The organism is Nocardia sp. alder85J (assembly GCF_020176955.2).
GTDB lineage: Bacteria > Actinomycetota > Actinomycetes > Mycobacteriales > Mycobacteriaceae > Nocardia.
Window position 1 is genome coordinate 290,493 of sequence record NZ_JAIUCZ020000013.1, and the last position, 13,088, is coordinate 303,580.

The 13,088-nt window shown below is 68.2% G+C and carries 15 protein-coding genes; 10 read left to right on the forward strand and 5 right to left on the reverse strand.

What is annotated here, in order from left to right; translation table 11 throughout:
• Positions 1–36 precede the first annotated feature (36 nt).
• The 3 genes from LBW94_RS38175 to LBW94_RS38185 form a co-directional block, all read right to left on the reverse strand.
• Entirely contained in the window at positions 37–1,344 is a 1,308-nt protein-coding gene (locus LBW94_RS38175) for an NtaA/DmoA family FMN-dependent monooxygenase (RefSeq protein WP_225058450.1), read from the reverse strand.
• A gap of 10 nt (positions 1,345–1,354) precedes the next feature.
• On the reverse strand, positions 1,355–2,422 hold the full coding sequence (locus LBW94_RS38180; protein WP_225058449.1) for an acyl-CoA dehydrogenase family protein: 1,068 nt from the start codon (positions 2,420–2,422) through the stop codon (positions 1,355–1,357).
• Positions 2,423–2,576: 154 nt separating this feature from the next.
• Positions 2,577–3,581 carry an LLM class flavin-dependent oxidoreductase gene (locus tag LBW94_RS38185; protein ID WP_225058448.1) on the reverse strand — a complete coding sequence of 335 codons (1,005 nt, stop codon included), beginning with the start codon at positions 3,579–3,581 and terminating at the stop codon, positions 2,577–2,579.
• An 85-nt stretch (positions 3,582–3,666) separates the two neighbouring features.
• On the opposite strand from LBW94_RS38185, the gene LBW94_RS38190 reads away from it, so the two are divergent.
• A complete protein-coding gene (locus LBW94_RS38190) occupies positions 3,667–4,245 on the forward strand; it encodes a TetR/AcrR family transcriptional regulator (protein WP_225058447.1) in 579 nt (192 codons plus the stop codon).
• A gap of 30 nt (positions 4,246–4,275) precedes the next feature.
• Here LBW94_RS38190 and LBW94_RS38195 read toward each other — a convergent pair whose 3' ends face one another.
• Positions 4,276–4,959, reverse strand: a complete 684-nt coding sequence (locus LBW94_RS38195) for a TetR/AcrR family transcriptional regulator (protein ID WP_225058446.1) — start codon at positions 4,957–4,959, stop codon at positions 4,276–4,278.
• Between the two features lie 87 nt (positions 4,960–5,046).
• Here LBW94_RS38195 and LBW94_RS38200 point away from each other — a divergent pair, with 87 nt between their 5' ends.
• Positions 5,047–5,934: an NAD(P)H-binding protein gene (locus LBW94_RS38200; RefSeq protein ID WP_225058445.1), complete on the forward strand. Its 888-nt coding sequence runs from the start codon at positions 5,047–5,049 to the stop codon at positions 5,932–5,934.
• Between the two features lie 954 nt (positions 5,935–6,888).
• On the opposite strand, the gene LBW94_RS38205 is transcribed toward LBW94_RS38200, so the two are convergent.
• Positions 6,889–8,112, reverse strand: a complete 1,224-nt coding sequence (locus LBW94_RS38205; RefSeq protein ID WP_323138024.1) for a helix-turn-helix transcriptional regulator — start codon at positions 8,110–8,112, stop codon at positions 6,889–6,891.
• Positions 8,113–8,410: 298 nt separating this feature from the next.
• Here LBW94_RS38205 and LBW94_RS38210 point away from each other — a divergent pair, with 298 nt between their 5' ends.
• From LBW94_RS38210 to LBW94_RS38240, 8 genes are all read left to right on the forward strand, one after another.
• Entirely contained in the window at positions 8,411–8,620 is a 210-nt protein-coding gene (locus LBW94_RS38210; RefSeq protein WP_225062758.1) for a hypothetical protein, read from the forward strand.
• Positions 8,621–8,707: 87 nt separating this feature from the next.
• Positions 8,708–8,917 (forward strand): hypothetical protein, encoded by a 210-nt coding sequence (locus LBW94_RS38215; protein ID WP_225062757.1) that lies wholly within the window; start codon positions 8,708–8,710, stop codon positions 8,915–8,917.
• Positions 8,918–8,974: 57 nt separating this feature from the next.
• Positions 8,975–9,232, forward strand: coding sequence for a hypothetical protein (locus LBW94_RS38220; protein WP_225062756.1), 258 nt, complete (start codon positions 8,975–8,977; stop codon positions 9,230–9,232).
• A 294-nt stretch (positions 9,233–9,526) separates the two neighbouring features.
• Entirely contained in the window at positions 9,527–9,913 is a 387-nt protein-coding gene (locus tag LBW94_RS38225) for a MerR family transcriptional regulator (RefSeq protein ID WP_225062737.1), read from the forward strand.
• A gap of 104 nt (positions 9,914–10,017) precedes the next feature.
• A complete protein-coding gene (locus tag LBW94_RS38230; RefSeq protein ID WP_225062738.1) occupies positions 10,018–10,941 on the forward strand; it encodes an NADP-dependent oxidoreductase in 924 nt (307 codons plus the stop codon).
• A 223-nt stretch (positions 10,942–11,164) separates the two neighbouring features.
• Positions 11,165–11,563: a transposase gene (locus tag LBW94_RS44600; protein ID WP_416277035.1), complete on the forward strand. Its 399-nt coding sequence runs from the start codon at positions 11,165–11,167 to the stop codon at positions 11,561–11,563.
• Positions 11,455–12,471, forward strand: a complete 1,017-nt coding sequence (locus LBW94_RS38235; RefSeq protein ID WP_255635385.1) for a transposase — start codon at positions 11,455–11,457, stop codon at positions 12,469–12,471. Before LBW94_RS44600 ends, LBW94_RS38235 begins: the two co-directional genes overlap by 109 nt.
• A 45-nt stretch (positions 12,472–12,516) precedes the next feature.
• Positions 12,517–12,855 (forward strand): hypothetical protein, encoded by a 339-nt coding sequence (locus LBW94_RS38240; protein WP_225062852.1) that lies wholly within the window; start codon positions 12,517–12,519, stop codon positions 12,853–12,855.
• Positions 12,856–13,088 lie beyond the last annotated feature (233 nt).

The window sequence follows — 13,088 nt, forward strand, 5'->3', positions numbered from 1 at the left end:
CGCGCCGTGGCGGTGTGCGCACGACCGCGAGTGCTGTCACCTCCCGGGGTACGGCACACCGAACCGGTCGCGCAGTGTGGTCTCGCTGTACTCCCGCCGGAAGATCCCCTTCTTCTGGAGCAGTGGCACAACGTGTTCGACGAACAGCTCCAATCCACCGGGCAGCGTGTCGAACTGGATGACGAATCCGTCGGCGGCGCCCACCCGGAACCAGTGTTCCAGGTCGTCGGCGACCTGTTCGGCGCTGCCGATCACGCTGCGGTGCCCCGGTCGTCCGTCGCGGGCCAGCTCCCGCACGGTGCGGTGGGCGTTCCGTTCCAGGTACAGCCGCAGCGACGTGTCGAAACCCACCGAACTGTAGGTGTTCCCGGTCGGGACCAGCAGTTCGAGCGGGACGGGCCGGTCCGCCGTGAGGGCGGCAGGATCCACCCCGGTCCAGGCGGCGACAGCGGTGACCGGATCACCGGGAGGTCCGGCGATCTCGTCGTGCTCCGCGATCCGGCGGCGGGCCTCTGCTTCGGTCGAGCCGATCACCGGGTTGATTCCGGGCATGACGGCGATGCTGTCCGGTGAACGACCGTGCTGTACCACGGCTTTCCGTAGTCTCCCGGCGTATTCCAGGCCGGGTTCGAGGAACAGTGCCGAGGTGAAAACGGCGTCGGCGAAGCGGGCCGCGAGGTCCGCGCCGCCCTCGGACGCGCCGGCCTGGGTGAGCAGCGGACGGCCCTGCGGTGACGGGGGCACCTGGAACGGCCCGGCGACCGAATGATGCTCGCCGACATGGTCGATCGGCGTGACGAGATCGCGGTCCACGGCGAGCCCGGCGGCGGTGTCGAGGACCAGCGCCCCGGGCCGCCAGCTGTCCCAGAGCGCGGTGACCACTTCCACGGTCTCCACCGCGCGCGCGTATCGTGTTGCGCGGTCCGGCAATTCGGTGAAACCGTAGTTGTGACCCTCCGGCTTGTTGCGGCTGGTGACGATGTTCCAGCCGATACGCCCGCCGGAGAAATGGTCCAGCGAGGCGAAGGCCCGCGCGATCGCGTACGGCTGATGGAACGTGGTCGAGTACGAGCCGATGAGGCCGATCCGCGAAGTCGCCGCGGCCATCGCCGCCAGCGTCACGATCGGATCCAGCGCGGAGTTCGGATACCCCTGCGGATGTAGGTACGAGTTGTCGGCCAGGAAGGCGCTGTCGAACAGCCCGGCCTCGGCGACGGCCGCCACCCGTGCGTAGTGCGCGGGGTCGAAGAAGGCGCGCGGATTGCCGCCGGGCAATCGCCAGGCGGCGGGGTGCATGCCCGCGCCGATGACATTGACGTTCAGATGCAGGGTGCGCTCGGCCATCGTCCGTGCCTCAGCCCGCGAGTTCGGCGAACCGGGCGGTGCGCACCCGTGGCGCCAGGCCGCGTACCTGGAGGAACAGGGCCGCGCGGGCCCGCACCTGCGCGATGTTGTCGCCGAGCAGACCGGCCCCGCCGGCGGCGACCAGCCCGGCGGCGGTGGCCCGGACGGCCAGACCGTCCAGCCGGGCCCGCCAACGTGGTTCGGGCAGCGGAGTGCGGGCGGCGTGTTCGAGTTCGGCGGACAAGCGTTGCAGCGACGGATCTTCCGGGTGAGCGGCGCGAGCGCCGGCGAGCGCGGCCCGGCCGAGTCCGATCGGCCCGGGCTGCGGCAGAGCGGGTTTCGCCGGTGCGGTTGCGGGCCGGCGGCGGTCGTTGGGATGTACGAAGCCGTCCAGCGCATTCCACTCGGTCACATCGGTGACCTCGGTGATGTACTCGTCCGGCACGAAATACTCACGCAGGGACAGGGATACGGTCCGTGAACCCGCCACCGCGGCCAGATCCAGCGGGATCGCGGTGATACCGGGGCGGGTCAGGTCCGCGATCCCGAACACATAGGTGGCGTGCTGTTCGTCGACCCCGCCGAGCCACGCGGTGTCGACCAGCCCCCAGCCGGACAGCCAGCGCACGGTGCCCTCGAAACGATAGCCGCCGGGCACCTTGGTCGCGCGGGTACTCGACTGGTGCGGCCACGACCGGATCTGCGCGAATCCCGCACCGCCGATGCGTTTTCCGGCGGCGAGTTCGGGCAGCAGGTCGCGCGCGGCGGCGCTGCCGGAGCCGAGGATCTGCCCGATCGGGCCGGTGTGCTGGGTCAGCGCCAGCGCCGTCGACGGATCGGCGCCGAACAGCAGATCGTCGGCGGCATTGCGCACCGCCGCGGGCAGGAAGGCGCCGCCGTGTTCGGTGGGCACCGCCCAGGAGAAATAGCCCACGTCACGCAGGGCGTCGAGGTGCGACTGCGGCACCTCGGTGGCGTCGACCCGCACGGCGTGCGGCGCGATGGTCTGCTCGACCAGCCGGGCGAACTCCAGGTAGGCGGGGTGCTGGGTGGGGTCCGCGGCGAGATCCTCGGTCATGACGACTCCTTCGAACAGGTCGATGTCCCGACTGCTCGAGGATGCGAGTTCGAATGCGATCGAACAACGTTTTATTCGCGGGGATTCACTAAACGAAAACTTGACGATCGCCGCGCGCGGATTTGACGGTGGCACACGGTACTTCGCGACCGGGTCAACCGCGCGCGAACAGCAGTGGCGCCAGTCGGCGCAGTACCTCGACGGTGTGGTCCAGGCCGTGCCCGACCACATGGGCCAGCACGCTGTCGGCCCCGGCGCGCAGGTGCGCATGCAGCCGCTCGGCCACGGATCGTTCGTCGCCCAAGGCGAATCGGGCGTCGAGCAGCCGATCGCTACCGCCGTCGGCGAAGTCGCGATCGGTGAAGCCGAGCTGGCGCAGATTGGCCGCGTACGGCGATCCCGCGACCTGTCCGCGTCCGAGATAGGCGCGCGCGGTGGCAGCGGCGGCGTCGCGGGAATCGTCGAGGACGACGGCCTGTTCCGGTATCAGCAACTTGCCGGGGCCGAGGATCTCGCGCGCCTGCTTCGTGTGCTCGACCGGCACCGAGAACGGGTGCGCGCCGTCGGCGACCTCGCGCGCCGCCGCCAGCATCTTCGGGCCGAGTGCCGCCAGCACCCGGACATATCCGGGCGCCCAGCCGGGATCGGTCTGCGCGGCCGCGCTCATCGCGTGCAGATAGTCCCTGGTCCGATCGACCAGGGACACCGTGGAATCGGGGCCACCCGCGGTGCCTAGAGGGCCGATCCGATTCGTGGGCTGTGCGCCACCGGACCCTCCGGCCATCGCGGTGCTCCGCTGGATCGCGGCGACCGCACCCGCGCCGACGCCGAGTACGACGCGGCCGGGATACGCCTCGGCCAGCGTGGCGGCCCCGGCATGCATGACCGCCGCTTCGCGGGCGCCGATGACCGCGACGCCGGAACCGATCACGATCGACTCCGTCGCCGCCAGCAGAGCCGCCATGTGGGCGAAGATCTCGCGCGATCCGCCGACGCCCTCCCCGATCCACACCGACCCGTAACCGAGCTCCTCGATCTGGGCGACGGCACGTTGTTCCTGTGCGAGCGGCGTCGCGCGCAGTATCGGGCCGGGCGCCAGCCAGACGCCGAACCGGCCGAGTGTGGTCCTGGCTTCCGAGACGACCTGGGGAGATGTCATCGACCCTGCCTCCGTATCAAAGTGGAATAGCATTCCGTTTTGCCGATGATACGGAATGTCATTCCGTTTCTGCAACACTGGACGGATGGAGAGCGCCCGGACAGATGCCAAGCGGAACCGCGAGCAGTTGCTCGCCGCGGCGACCGCCGCGCTCGCCGAGGGCAGCCTGCTGCGGCCCGCCGAGATCGCGCAGCGGGCCGGTGTCGGCGTCGGGACCTTCTACCGCAACTTTCCCGACCGCGACAGCCTGTTCGAGGCGGTCGCCCAGGACCGGTACGAAGTGTTGCGCGCCGAGGCGGAACGCCTGCTCGGCGAGCCGCCGTCGTTCGGCGCGATCGGACAGTGGCTCACGGCGTTCAGCGGTTATCTCGCGGCGTTCCCCGCGCTTCCGGAGGCGGTCCGCCACGCGCTGGTCTCCCGGCGATCCGATCCCGATTCGAGTTGCTCCCGGATGTTGCACACCTGGGATCGGCTGTTCGGCCGAGCGCAGCGAGAGGGCCTGCTACGCAACGATATCGACGCGCGGGAAGTGCTGCGGGCGGTCAATGCGATCATGTCCTCCATCCGTGAGACGCCGCCCGAGCCGGCGCGGGGCAGCGCGGCGACCTCCGCGGCACGGATGACGGCGGTGGTCATCGACGGGCTGCGGCCGCCACCCGAGTAGCATTGCGGCATAGCGGTATCCGCACGCGGGTCACGCACCGGCGATGCGGTCGAGCCATTCGCGCATGAGCATCCGCTCGGCCGGACTGAGCGCGGCCAGGGCGGTGTCGTCGGCGCGCAATCGGAGTGCGGCCGCTCGGGTCTGCTGATCCGCCCGATCGGCGGCATCGGTCAGCAGGATGGCGGCGAGCGCTTCCCAGGAGTTCTCGACGAGCGGCGAATCACGCTCCGGCTCCGGGCTTTCGATGAGCGCGAGCACGGTGCCGTTGCCGATCGCGCGGATCAGGGCGACGGCCCGTTCCTCGGGGATGCGCAGCCGCCCGGCCAGTGCCACGCGGTGCACCCGTTGCCGCAGCACCGCGATGCCCTTCTCCTCGGTCGCCGAACGCGGCCGCAACGGGTCGGCGAAGAACGCGGTGAGACCGGGGTTGCGGGTGCCGAAGCGGATGTGTGCGAGGAACGAATCCTGCAACTCGCGGATCGGATCGGTCTCGTGGCCGACCTGTTTGGCGTCGACGTACTCGGCGAACACGGTGTCGGCGACGGATTCGAGCAGCCCGTCCTTGTCGCCGAAGAGGCGGTAGATCGTCGGAGCCTGCACGCCGGCCGCCGTCGCCACCGCCCGCGTGGTCACGGCGTCCGGGCCGCCGGTGGCGAGCAACTCCGATGCGGCCGCGACGATGCGGCCTCTCACCACGTCTCGATCGACTGACATGTAGCGATGATAACGAATATTTGCTAGCGTCGATTTATCGCTGATAACCTGAATCTGATTCCAGTGATAACGGGAAAGGATCTTTTCATGATCGTCGTCACCGGCGCGACGGGCGCCCTCGGCAGCGCCGTCGTGCGAGAACTTCTCGGCAGGATCCCCGCCGATCGGCTCGCGGTCAGCGTGCGCTCTCCGCGGCAGGCCGATGACCTCGCCGAACGCGGTGTGCGCGTCCGGCGTGGCGACTTCGCCGACCCCGGCTCGCTGCGCCATGCCTTCGAGGACGCCGAGCGTGTCCTCGTGATCTCCGTCGACGCTCTGGGCGAGGGTCCGATCGCCCAGCACGTCGCCGCCGCCCGGGCCGCCGCCGAGGTCGGCGCCGAGCGGGTCTTCTACACCGCGCATCAGAACGCCGTCCTGGATTCCGCCTTCGCCCCCGCGCGGGATCACGGAGCCACCGAGCGCGGCCTCGCCGCGATCGGCGTGCCCTGGACCTCCCTGCGCAACGGTTTCTACGCCCACACCGTCGGACACCTCATCCACGGCGCGGCCGAGACCGGTGAGCTCGCACTGCCCGCGGACGGCCCCGTCTCCTGGACCGCCCGCGACGATCTCGCCGCCGCGACGGCGGTACTGCTGGTTGCCGGGATCGCCGATAATCGGGGCCCGATCTTCGACGGGCCGACACCTCCGCTCACCGCCGCCGAGGCCGTCACCTTCGCCGACACCGCAGAGTTGCTGTCCGAAATCACCGCCACCCCGATCCGGCGCGTCGTCATCGACGACGAGGACTGGGTGCGCCGGATGACCGGCTCCGGCATGCCCGAACCGGCGGCCCGCCTGATGCTCGGCCTGTTCGAGGCGGCACGCCGCGGTGACTTCGCCGCCACCGACCCCACCCTGGGCGAACTGCTCGGCCGTCCGCCGCAGCCGATCCGGGCCGTCCTGGAATCGTCGCTGCCCGACGCCCGCGAGTGATTGGGAAGCCGCGGCGGCCGATCGCACCAGGCGCAGGAAGCCACCTGGCCTCGGAAGGTACCGCGCTGGGTCACCGGCCGGAGGTGGGAGTCGGTGCCCTCGCATTCGGTCAGCAATTTTCGGATTGCGTCGAGCGGGGGCACCGGGATCGGCTTCTCCGGAACATGCGGTGGTGATAGTCGATGGAAGGGGTTGGCCGCGAGGATGTCCGCGTCCTCCAGGTACTTGCAGAACTGTTGCAGGCGCCGGTACCGGCGGTGCTTGCTCGGGCGTGACCGGCCGACCGATGCGCCGGTTGATCCGGTTGAGGGTGTCCGAGATGTAGGCACCGACATTTTCGCGGGTCAGGGCATCCGCGACAGATGTGATCGGGGGGATCCTGGCTCTTCAGGAAGGCGGCGAAACAGCCGACGTCACGGCTGTACGTGTCGATTGTGCTCCGCGACTTGTCGGCCCGCCGGAGTTCGGTCTCGAAGTCGTCCGACAGCTCCACGATATCGTCCAGACTGTGCCCCCATGTCCGGATTCCACCGGTGCAGTTCCTCGGTGTTCGAGCGTTGTGCGGATCGACCCCCGGGAGAAATGACCTGCATCGTTGCAGGTCATCCCGTATTTGCGCCCCCGGCGGGGCGTGTCGAACATGGGAACGGGGGTGACCTGCGGTTTTCGCGTGGTCGGTTGGTGATCGAAGCGGATTTCCAGCTGTAGGTGGTCGACTGGGACGCTCGACCGGGAGTGCCTGGACCCCGAACTCACTCTTGTGGGTTCGGGGTTTCCCTGTGTCGGGCGAGTAGCTCGCGTTGCTGGATTGTCGCGACCGGTGCCGCCATTTGGTTGGCGTCGTGGTCCTGCCGCGCGTGGGTGGCGTGGCGCATCAAATGTGAACCCCCGCGCCGACACGACGTCCTCGACACGGTCCACCGTCGCACTGGAGTAGAGAAGAACCACACGGTCTCAGGCTTCCGCGATGGTCCCGAGTAGTTCCCGTACTTCCGGTATTCGTGAGTGTGGGCGAATGTCGTGGGCGATGCCTGTGACGATGGTGTGTAGTCGTGTGGATGCGATGGCGGTGATGGTGTCGAAGTGGGTGGTGAGTAGTGCGCTGCCTTCGGCGATGTCACCGGCGTGGATGTGGTTTTGGGCCAGTCTGACGGTGGTGTGGGCTTGGAATGGTCCGCTGTCGCCGTGCTGGAGTGCGGTGTGCAGGTGCCGGTGGGCTTGCTGGTGGTTTCCGGTGGCCATGTGCGCTATGCCGGTCAGGGCGTCGAGTTCGTGTTCGGGCAGGTACACCCAGTCCGGGTCGTGCCCGCGCGTGGATTCGTAGGCGCGGTGTGCCCGGCCGATCGCTGTGTCGACTGCGGTCTTGTCGCCGGTGGCTCCGTGGGCGACTGCTTCCCGGAGGGCGGCCAGTGCCCGCAGGTGCGGGCCGCCGTGTCGTAGTGCGGTGGGCTGGGCGGCTTCGGCGAGCTGGATTCCTTCTTTGGGGCGGGAGCCGGTGCCGTAGGAGATCGCGCCGGTGGTGGCGAGAGTGCTGGCGTTGAGCAGTGCGTGGGCGACGGCGAGAGTGTCGCCGGAGGTGTTGGCCGCTATCACTGCGCGGGCGTAGTACTGGCGTGCTTCGTCGCGGCGACCGGCGTCGAAGTGGATCCATCCGGTGGCGGTCATCATTTCCGCTGCGGCGCTGGTCAGTTCGCGGCCGATGGTGTCGGTGTAGTGGGCGGTGTCGAGCAGGTGCTCGATGTAGCGGACGTGGCTGGCGGCGGTCCGGCACAGTCCGTCGCCGCCGACGACCCAGTCGAGATCACGGATCTCGCGGATGGTGGCTTCGATGTCGGCGATATCGTTTGCGCCGACCGTGACGCTGGTGGCGGTGCGTTCTCTGGCCGGTGGTGGTGTGAGCGCTGCTGGGGCGGTGGCGGCCCCGAGTGCTGTTGCTTTGAAGAACTGGCGTCGTTTCACGTCCGCCTCCTCGTCCGAGTCCACCACCAGTATGGCAAGCGGGACGTGCAGTGCCTCGGCGATGCGCCGCAGGACCCGCACGTCGTGGACGGCGGCGCTGTTGTGCTCGAGTTGGGAGATGGCGGGCTGGGTGTAGCCGAGGAGGGCTCCCAGCTCCGCTTGGGTCATGCCTGATGCCTGACGGATCCGGCGGATGACCTCCCCGGTCGTCATCCTCATGTCTGCCCCCACAGTCGGTGAACGCGTGCGCGGGATCGCCGCGATGTCGAGATGAGTTGCTGGTCAACGGATTCGGTCCGTGACGACACGATATACGGATTGCCGAATATTTCACAGGGATCGCGTATACGCACCGGGGGACGTCGCGGACCCCGATCTACGGTCGGGTCCGCACCCGGCACCGGGCCGGTACATCCGGCCCGGCGGCGATGGCACCGGCAGCGCTGCACCGCCGGTCGCGTGCCGCTTTCGATGCCGAGTGCGCCTGTCGAAGCCGCTGATCGGAACGAGGTCCGATATGCACACCCTGGCCATGCACCAGACGGTCGCCATGATCGCGCAGGAACACCACCGGGCACCGTCGACACCGTTCACGGTCGCCTCCGCCCACCGGGTGGCGCAATTCCACATCGCCTGCCGCGCGCAGCGCTGCCCCCGCAAAGCCGCCGCGCTGGAGGCCCTCGCCACCGCCGGCCGACTCGTGCCCTCGACCAGACATCCGCGGTGACCCCCGATGAATGCACCGTCCAGTCACGGTGGCCAGGCTGCCGGGAGCGGTACCGGTCGGCGTGTATCGCAGGGGAAGTGATCGGCCATGCGGCCCACCCGTGCGCCCCGGCGTATCCGCCATCTCCATATCGAGTCCGGCGCACTGACACTGGACTACCAAGCCTGCGCCGAACAAGCCCAGCAGGTCGCTGCCGAACTGGCGGCCACCTTCGCCGACACCGGGCTGACCGTGACCGTCGACGACAACGTCAGCGCCGACATGCCACCGCTGCCGTGCGCGCGACTGTGGCCGTGACCACCACAGTGACTGCCCGGCAGCCATTGCCCCCCAACCTCGATATCAAGGAGCGCCGTGACCAGCCAGCTCGCCTGGATCCTGTGGCCGGGCTCGGTCTTCGCCACAGCGGTGATCAGCTACCGGATCGGGACACGCGTCCGCGCACACGACAGCACCAGCCGCGACCCGGCAGAGGGCCCGATACCGGCCCAGGATCTGCGAGATAGTGTGCCGATGAACCGCGACGAGGCCGAGTTGCCGCCGTTGCCTCCGCCTCCGGTGCGCTGGTGGATCGACGAGGACGACACCGCGATCTTGCCTCGCATTCCATGACCCGGCACCTCCCGGTCCGCCGCAGACCCCCTGCCTCCTCGCCTCAGTCCGGCAGGTGCTCAACCATGGACACGACACCGGACTCTGTCGGCCGATCTGCCGATACATGTCTCGACTTTCGCAGTTCTTGGCGAACGGATGTTCGATGCGGGATCGCGCACTCGGCGGCTATGAGGGCGCACTCGCGTCGGCTGAAGTCGGCAGGGCAGCGCCTGGAACCGAATGGAGATCGGGGCCAACGACGCCAGGACGGGTCAGCACCTCTCCGGGCATGCGAGGCGTAGGCTCCCAGGGGTGCGGATCGGCGAGCTGTCCAAGCGCACGGGCGTGAGTCCGCGCTCATTGCGGTATTACGAAGACCAGGGTTTGCTGACCAGCGCACGCTCCGGCGCCGGGCAGCGTCACTACTCCGATGCCGAGGTCGAGCGTGTGTCGCTGATCCGGCAACTGTTCGACGCGGGTATGTCCAGCCGGGTGATCGCGACGGTGTTGCCGTGTGTGGAGACCCCCAGCGCCCCAGGCGTCGTCGAGCTCGCGTTCGCGACGATGACGCGCGAGCGCGACCGGATCGATGCCGATATCGCGCACCTGGTCGAGACTCGAAACGCGCTTGACGTGCTGATCAACTGCAATAGTCAACACCGGGCGGATCTGGCTGCCGCCTCGGAATCGTCGATCTGATGGTGTGACCTGCGCCTCAGTCGGTTGCCCCTGACATCGGTGTGAGCGGCGAGGATGCCTACAGGGCCCGGAACCACCGGGTCGATCACAGGAGGCAGCGAAAAATGGGGCAGGCGTGGGGTTTCGGCAGGTATGGCGGGCCCGAAGTGCAGGAGTTCTTCGATCGTCCCGATCTCGACCCTCGCGGCGGCGAGGTGCTGATCCGGGTCGACGTCGCAGGCGTGAATCCCCTCGACCACATGTTGCGCTCGGGTCTGGTCTCCGGACTCGACGGCGGGCGTCAGTTTCCCCGCGTGCTGGGAATGGAGGCAGCGGGAACCGTTCTCGCCCTCGGCGAGGACATCGACGGACTCGAGGTGGGCGACGCGGTCTTCGGTCTTGCGCTTACTGGCGGTGGCACCTACGCCGAGACGACGGTGCTGTCGGCAGCGAACGCTGCGCGCATCCCGGAGGGTCTGTCCGCGACCGTGGCGGCGACCCTGCCAGTGGCCGGGACGACCGCGGTCGATGTACTCGACCAGCTCGATCTCCCGGCCGGCGCTGTGGTCTTGGTCAACGGGGTCGGGGGCGGGGTCGGCCTCGCAGTCGCCCAGCTGGCCCTCGCACGCGAAGTGCGGGTGATCGGCACTGGGAGCAATGCCAAGCGCGAGCACGCCGAGGCCCTCGGGGTGCGGTTCATCGATTACGCCGCCGGGGACGTCGCCGCCGCGGCACGCGAGCTGGCTCCTGGCGGCTTCGACGGGATCGTCGACCTGGTCGGAGGCACCTCCCTGCGGACGATCGCCCCGCTGGCCCGCGATCCCCGCAACGTTATCGCGGTAGGTGATTCGTCCGTATCCGATCTCGGTGGGCGTTTCGTCGAGCGACGCCTCGACCGCGAAAACCTGGCGCGGTCTGCCCAGCTGGCCCTCGACGGAATCCTCGCACCCATGATTACCGCGATCCATCCGTTCTTCGACGCCCCCGCCGCCCTCGCCACCGTCGAGAACGGTCACAGTTCAGGCAAGGTCGTCATCAAGGTGGCATGAGAAGAGTCTGTGGACCGACTTCGAGAGCGGGTCGCGCTCCGCCTCCGAACAGGCGATATTCGGCTATGAGCGATTACTATCGTCAGCAATAGCCAGCCAGAGTGGGTCAGGCAGTCGAAAGACAGCCGGCGCGCGTGAGGCAGGCCGGTGACTGCGTCGGCGTGTCGAGGAATCAGCGACGAGTGCGTGCGGTGATGATCGGTGGTTTGTGTCGATCCCTGCGGTGCCGAAGTCGTTGCAGCCCTTGTTGGATGCGTTCCGGCCGTGTTTCACCACCCCGACGTTCACCACGTTCGTTGCCCTGACGATCGGGGTGATCGCTGCCCCGGCCCGGCGGACGGTGTGCGGGATGCTCACAGCCGCCCGGATGGGTGGCCATCACGCTCGCGCGCACCGGTTTTTCGCCACCGCAGCCTGGAGCCTCGACCACGTCGGACTGACCGTACTGGGGCTGGTCGTCGGCTGGCTCACTCCGACCGGCGCCCCGCTGTTGATCGCTATCGCGATGACACGCTGTTCCGGCGCAGTGGCAAGAAGGTGCACGGCGCGGTGTGGGCCTACGACGGCTCCCGCCAAGTCGCCAAGGGACAAGCCAAACTCTCGCGCGGCACCACGTTCGTAGTTGCCGCGGTGGTGGTCGATCTGCCGTTCGCGGACCGCCCGATCGCGCTGCCGGTACTGTTCCGGTTATGGCGTCCCGGCGGTCAACCCAAAACGATTCTCGCCCGCGAGCTGATCGGCCGGATCGCCGCCGCGCGCCCCGACCGTGAAGTCCATGTCGTCGCCGACGGCGCGTATATGTGCAGCACCCTGCGACAACTACCCGCGAACGTGTCGTTGACCGGGCCACTGCCCCGCAACGCCGCCCTCTACGAGGTGCACCCCGACCTGGACAACCCGCCGACGATGCGAGGTCGGAGAGGCCGGCCCCGCACCCGAGGCGCCAGGATCGGCACACCAGCCGAGCTGGCCGCTACCACCACAGGCGTGCAGGTCACAGTAACGCGCTACGGGCGCAGCGCCACTGTGACCGTGCACGAACGACGCTGCCTGTGGTACGGCGCGTTCAGATCCCAGCCGGTCCGAGTCCTGGTGATGCACGAACCCCGCCGTCCCGGACTGGCGTTACTGACCACCGACACCACCACGGCGGCCACCGAACTCATCGCCCGGTATTCAGCCCGCTGGTCGATCGAGTCCGCATTCTTCGATGCCAAGAACGTCACCGGCGCCGGCGAGGCCCGCAACCGCACCCGGTTGGCAGTGGAGCGCACCGTCCCGTTCGGGATGCTCACCCAGACCCTGGTGATCCTCTGGTACCACCTCTCCGGGCACTCACCCGCCGTCGTCGCCGAGCACCGACAACGGGCCCGCTGGTACACCACGAAAACCCATCCCAGCTATCCCGACATGCTCACCAAGCTCCGGCGCACGCTGATCGCCGCCCAATATTGTGCCGACCTACCCGGCGACCCGACCCCCGAACAAATCCGCACTATCCGCCTGGCCTGGGAGAACGCTGCTGCCTGACCGCGAAACACGAGATACATGTCACGTCAACATATAATCGAAACTATGTTCGAAGACTGGCCAGATGCCTTTCAACCGTCGCCGCGACGAGTGATCGACCCGCCCAGGCCAGTGATGGTCCACCTCCCGACCCTCCTGCCCGCCAACGCGCCACGAGGATTCGGCCAGGACAAGATACTGATGCGAGTCAAGGCCGGCGGGCTCGATCTCACCTGTACCGTCCCGGGCCTGCTGCACGCGTGGGTCCTCGGTAACGAGGGCACCTGGTACGGAATCGTCGAGTTGATCGTCTACACCGGCAACGGCCATGGCCGGTTGAGGGTAACGCAGCTGTGCCCGGCCTCGTCCCTTGCCCGGCCAGGCGAAGCCGGGGGCGGTCGATAGTCGTGTATCGCCACTCCCGCTGAGCCCCACGCGATCGCTGGGGCCGATACGCGACCTTGCGGGTAACTTGTGACTGCGGGACGACCAAGCGGTTGTTCGCATGCGCGGGGAATACTGCGAACATAATGCAGACGTTTAAGAAATTCTCGCACTAATGACTATTTCCCATAGTTCGGCGGCTCATCTTGTGGATCGCTCGATATTCTGAAGATATTTTCAGCTAGTACTCCAGC

Excerpts from the sequence above, each read along its gene's own strand:
- LBW94_RS38175 (WP_225058450.1), bottom strand. The coding sequence starts at position 1,344 with ATGGCCGAGCGCACCCTGCATCTGAACGTCAATGTCATCGGCGCGGGC.
- LBW94_RS38180 (WP_225058449.1), bottom strand. The coding sequence starts at position 2,422 with ATGACCGAGGATCTCGCCGCGGACCCCACCCAGCACCCCGCCTACCTG.
- LBW94_RS38185 (WP_225058448.1), bottom strand. The coding sequence starts at position 3,581 with ATGACATCTCCCCAGGTCGTCTCGGAAGCCAGGACCACACTCGGCCGG.
- LBW94_RS38190 (WP_225058447.1), top strand. The coding sequence starts at position 3,667 with ATGGAGAGCGCCCGGACAGATGCCAAGCGGAACCGCGAGCAGTTGCTC.
- LBW94_RS38195 (WP_225058446.1), bottom strand. The coding sequence starts at position 4,959 with ATGTCAGTCGATCGAGACGTGGTGAGAGGCCGCATCGTCGCGGCCGCA.
- LBW94_RS38200 (WP_225058445.1), top strand. The coding sequence starts at position 5,047 with ATGATCGTCGTCACCGGCGCGACGGGCGCCCTCGGCAGCGCCGTCGTG.
- LBW94_RS38205 (WP_323138024.1), bottom strand. The coding sequence starts at position 8,112 with ATGAGGATGACGACCGGGGAGGTCATCCGCCGGATCCGTCAGGCATCA.
- LBW94_RS38210 (WP_225062758.1), top strand. The coding sequence starts at position 8,411 with ATGCACACCCTGGCCATGCACCAGACGGTCGCCATGATCGCGCAGGAA.
- LBW94_RS38215 (WP_225062757.1), top strand. The coding sequence starts at position 8,708 with ATGCGGCCCACCCGTGCGCCCCGGCGTATCCGCCATCTCCATATCGAG.
- LBW94_RS38230 (WP_225062738.1), top strand. The coding sequence starts at position 10,018 with ATGGGGCAGGCGTGGGGTTTCGGCAGGTATGGCGGGCCCGAAGTGCAG.
- LBW94_RS38240 (WP_225062852.1), top strand. The coding sequence starts at position 12,517 with ATGTTCGAAGACTGGCCAGATGCCTTTCAACCGTCGCCGCGACGAGTG.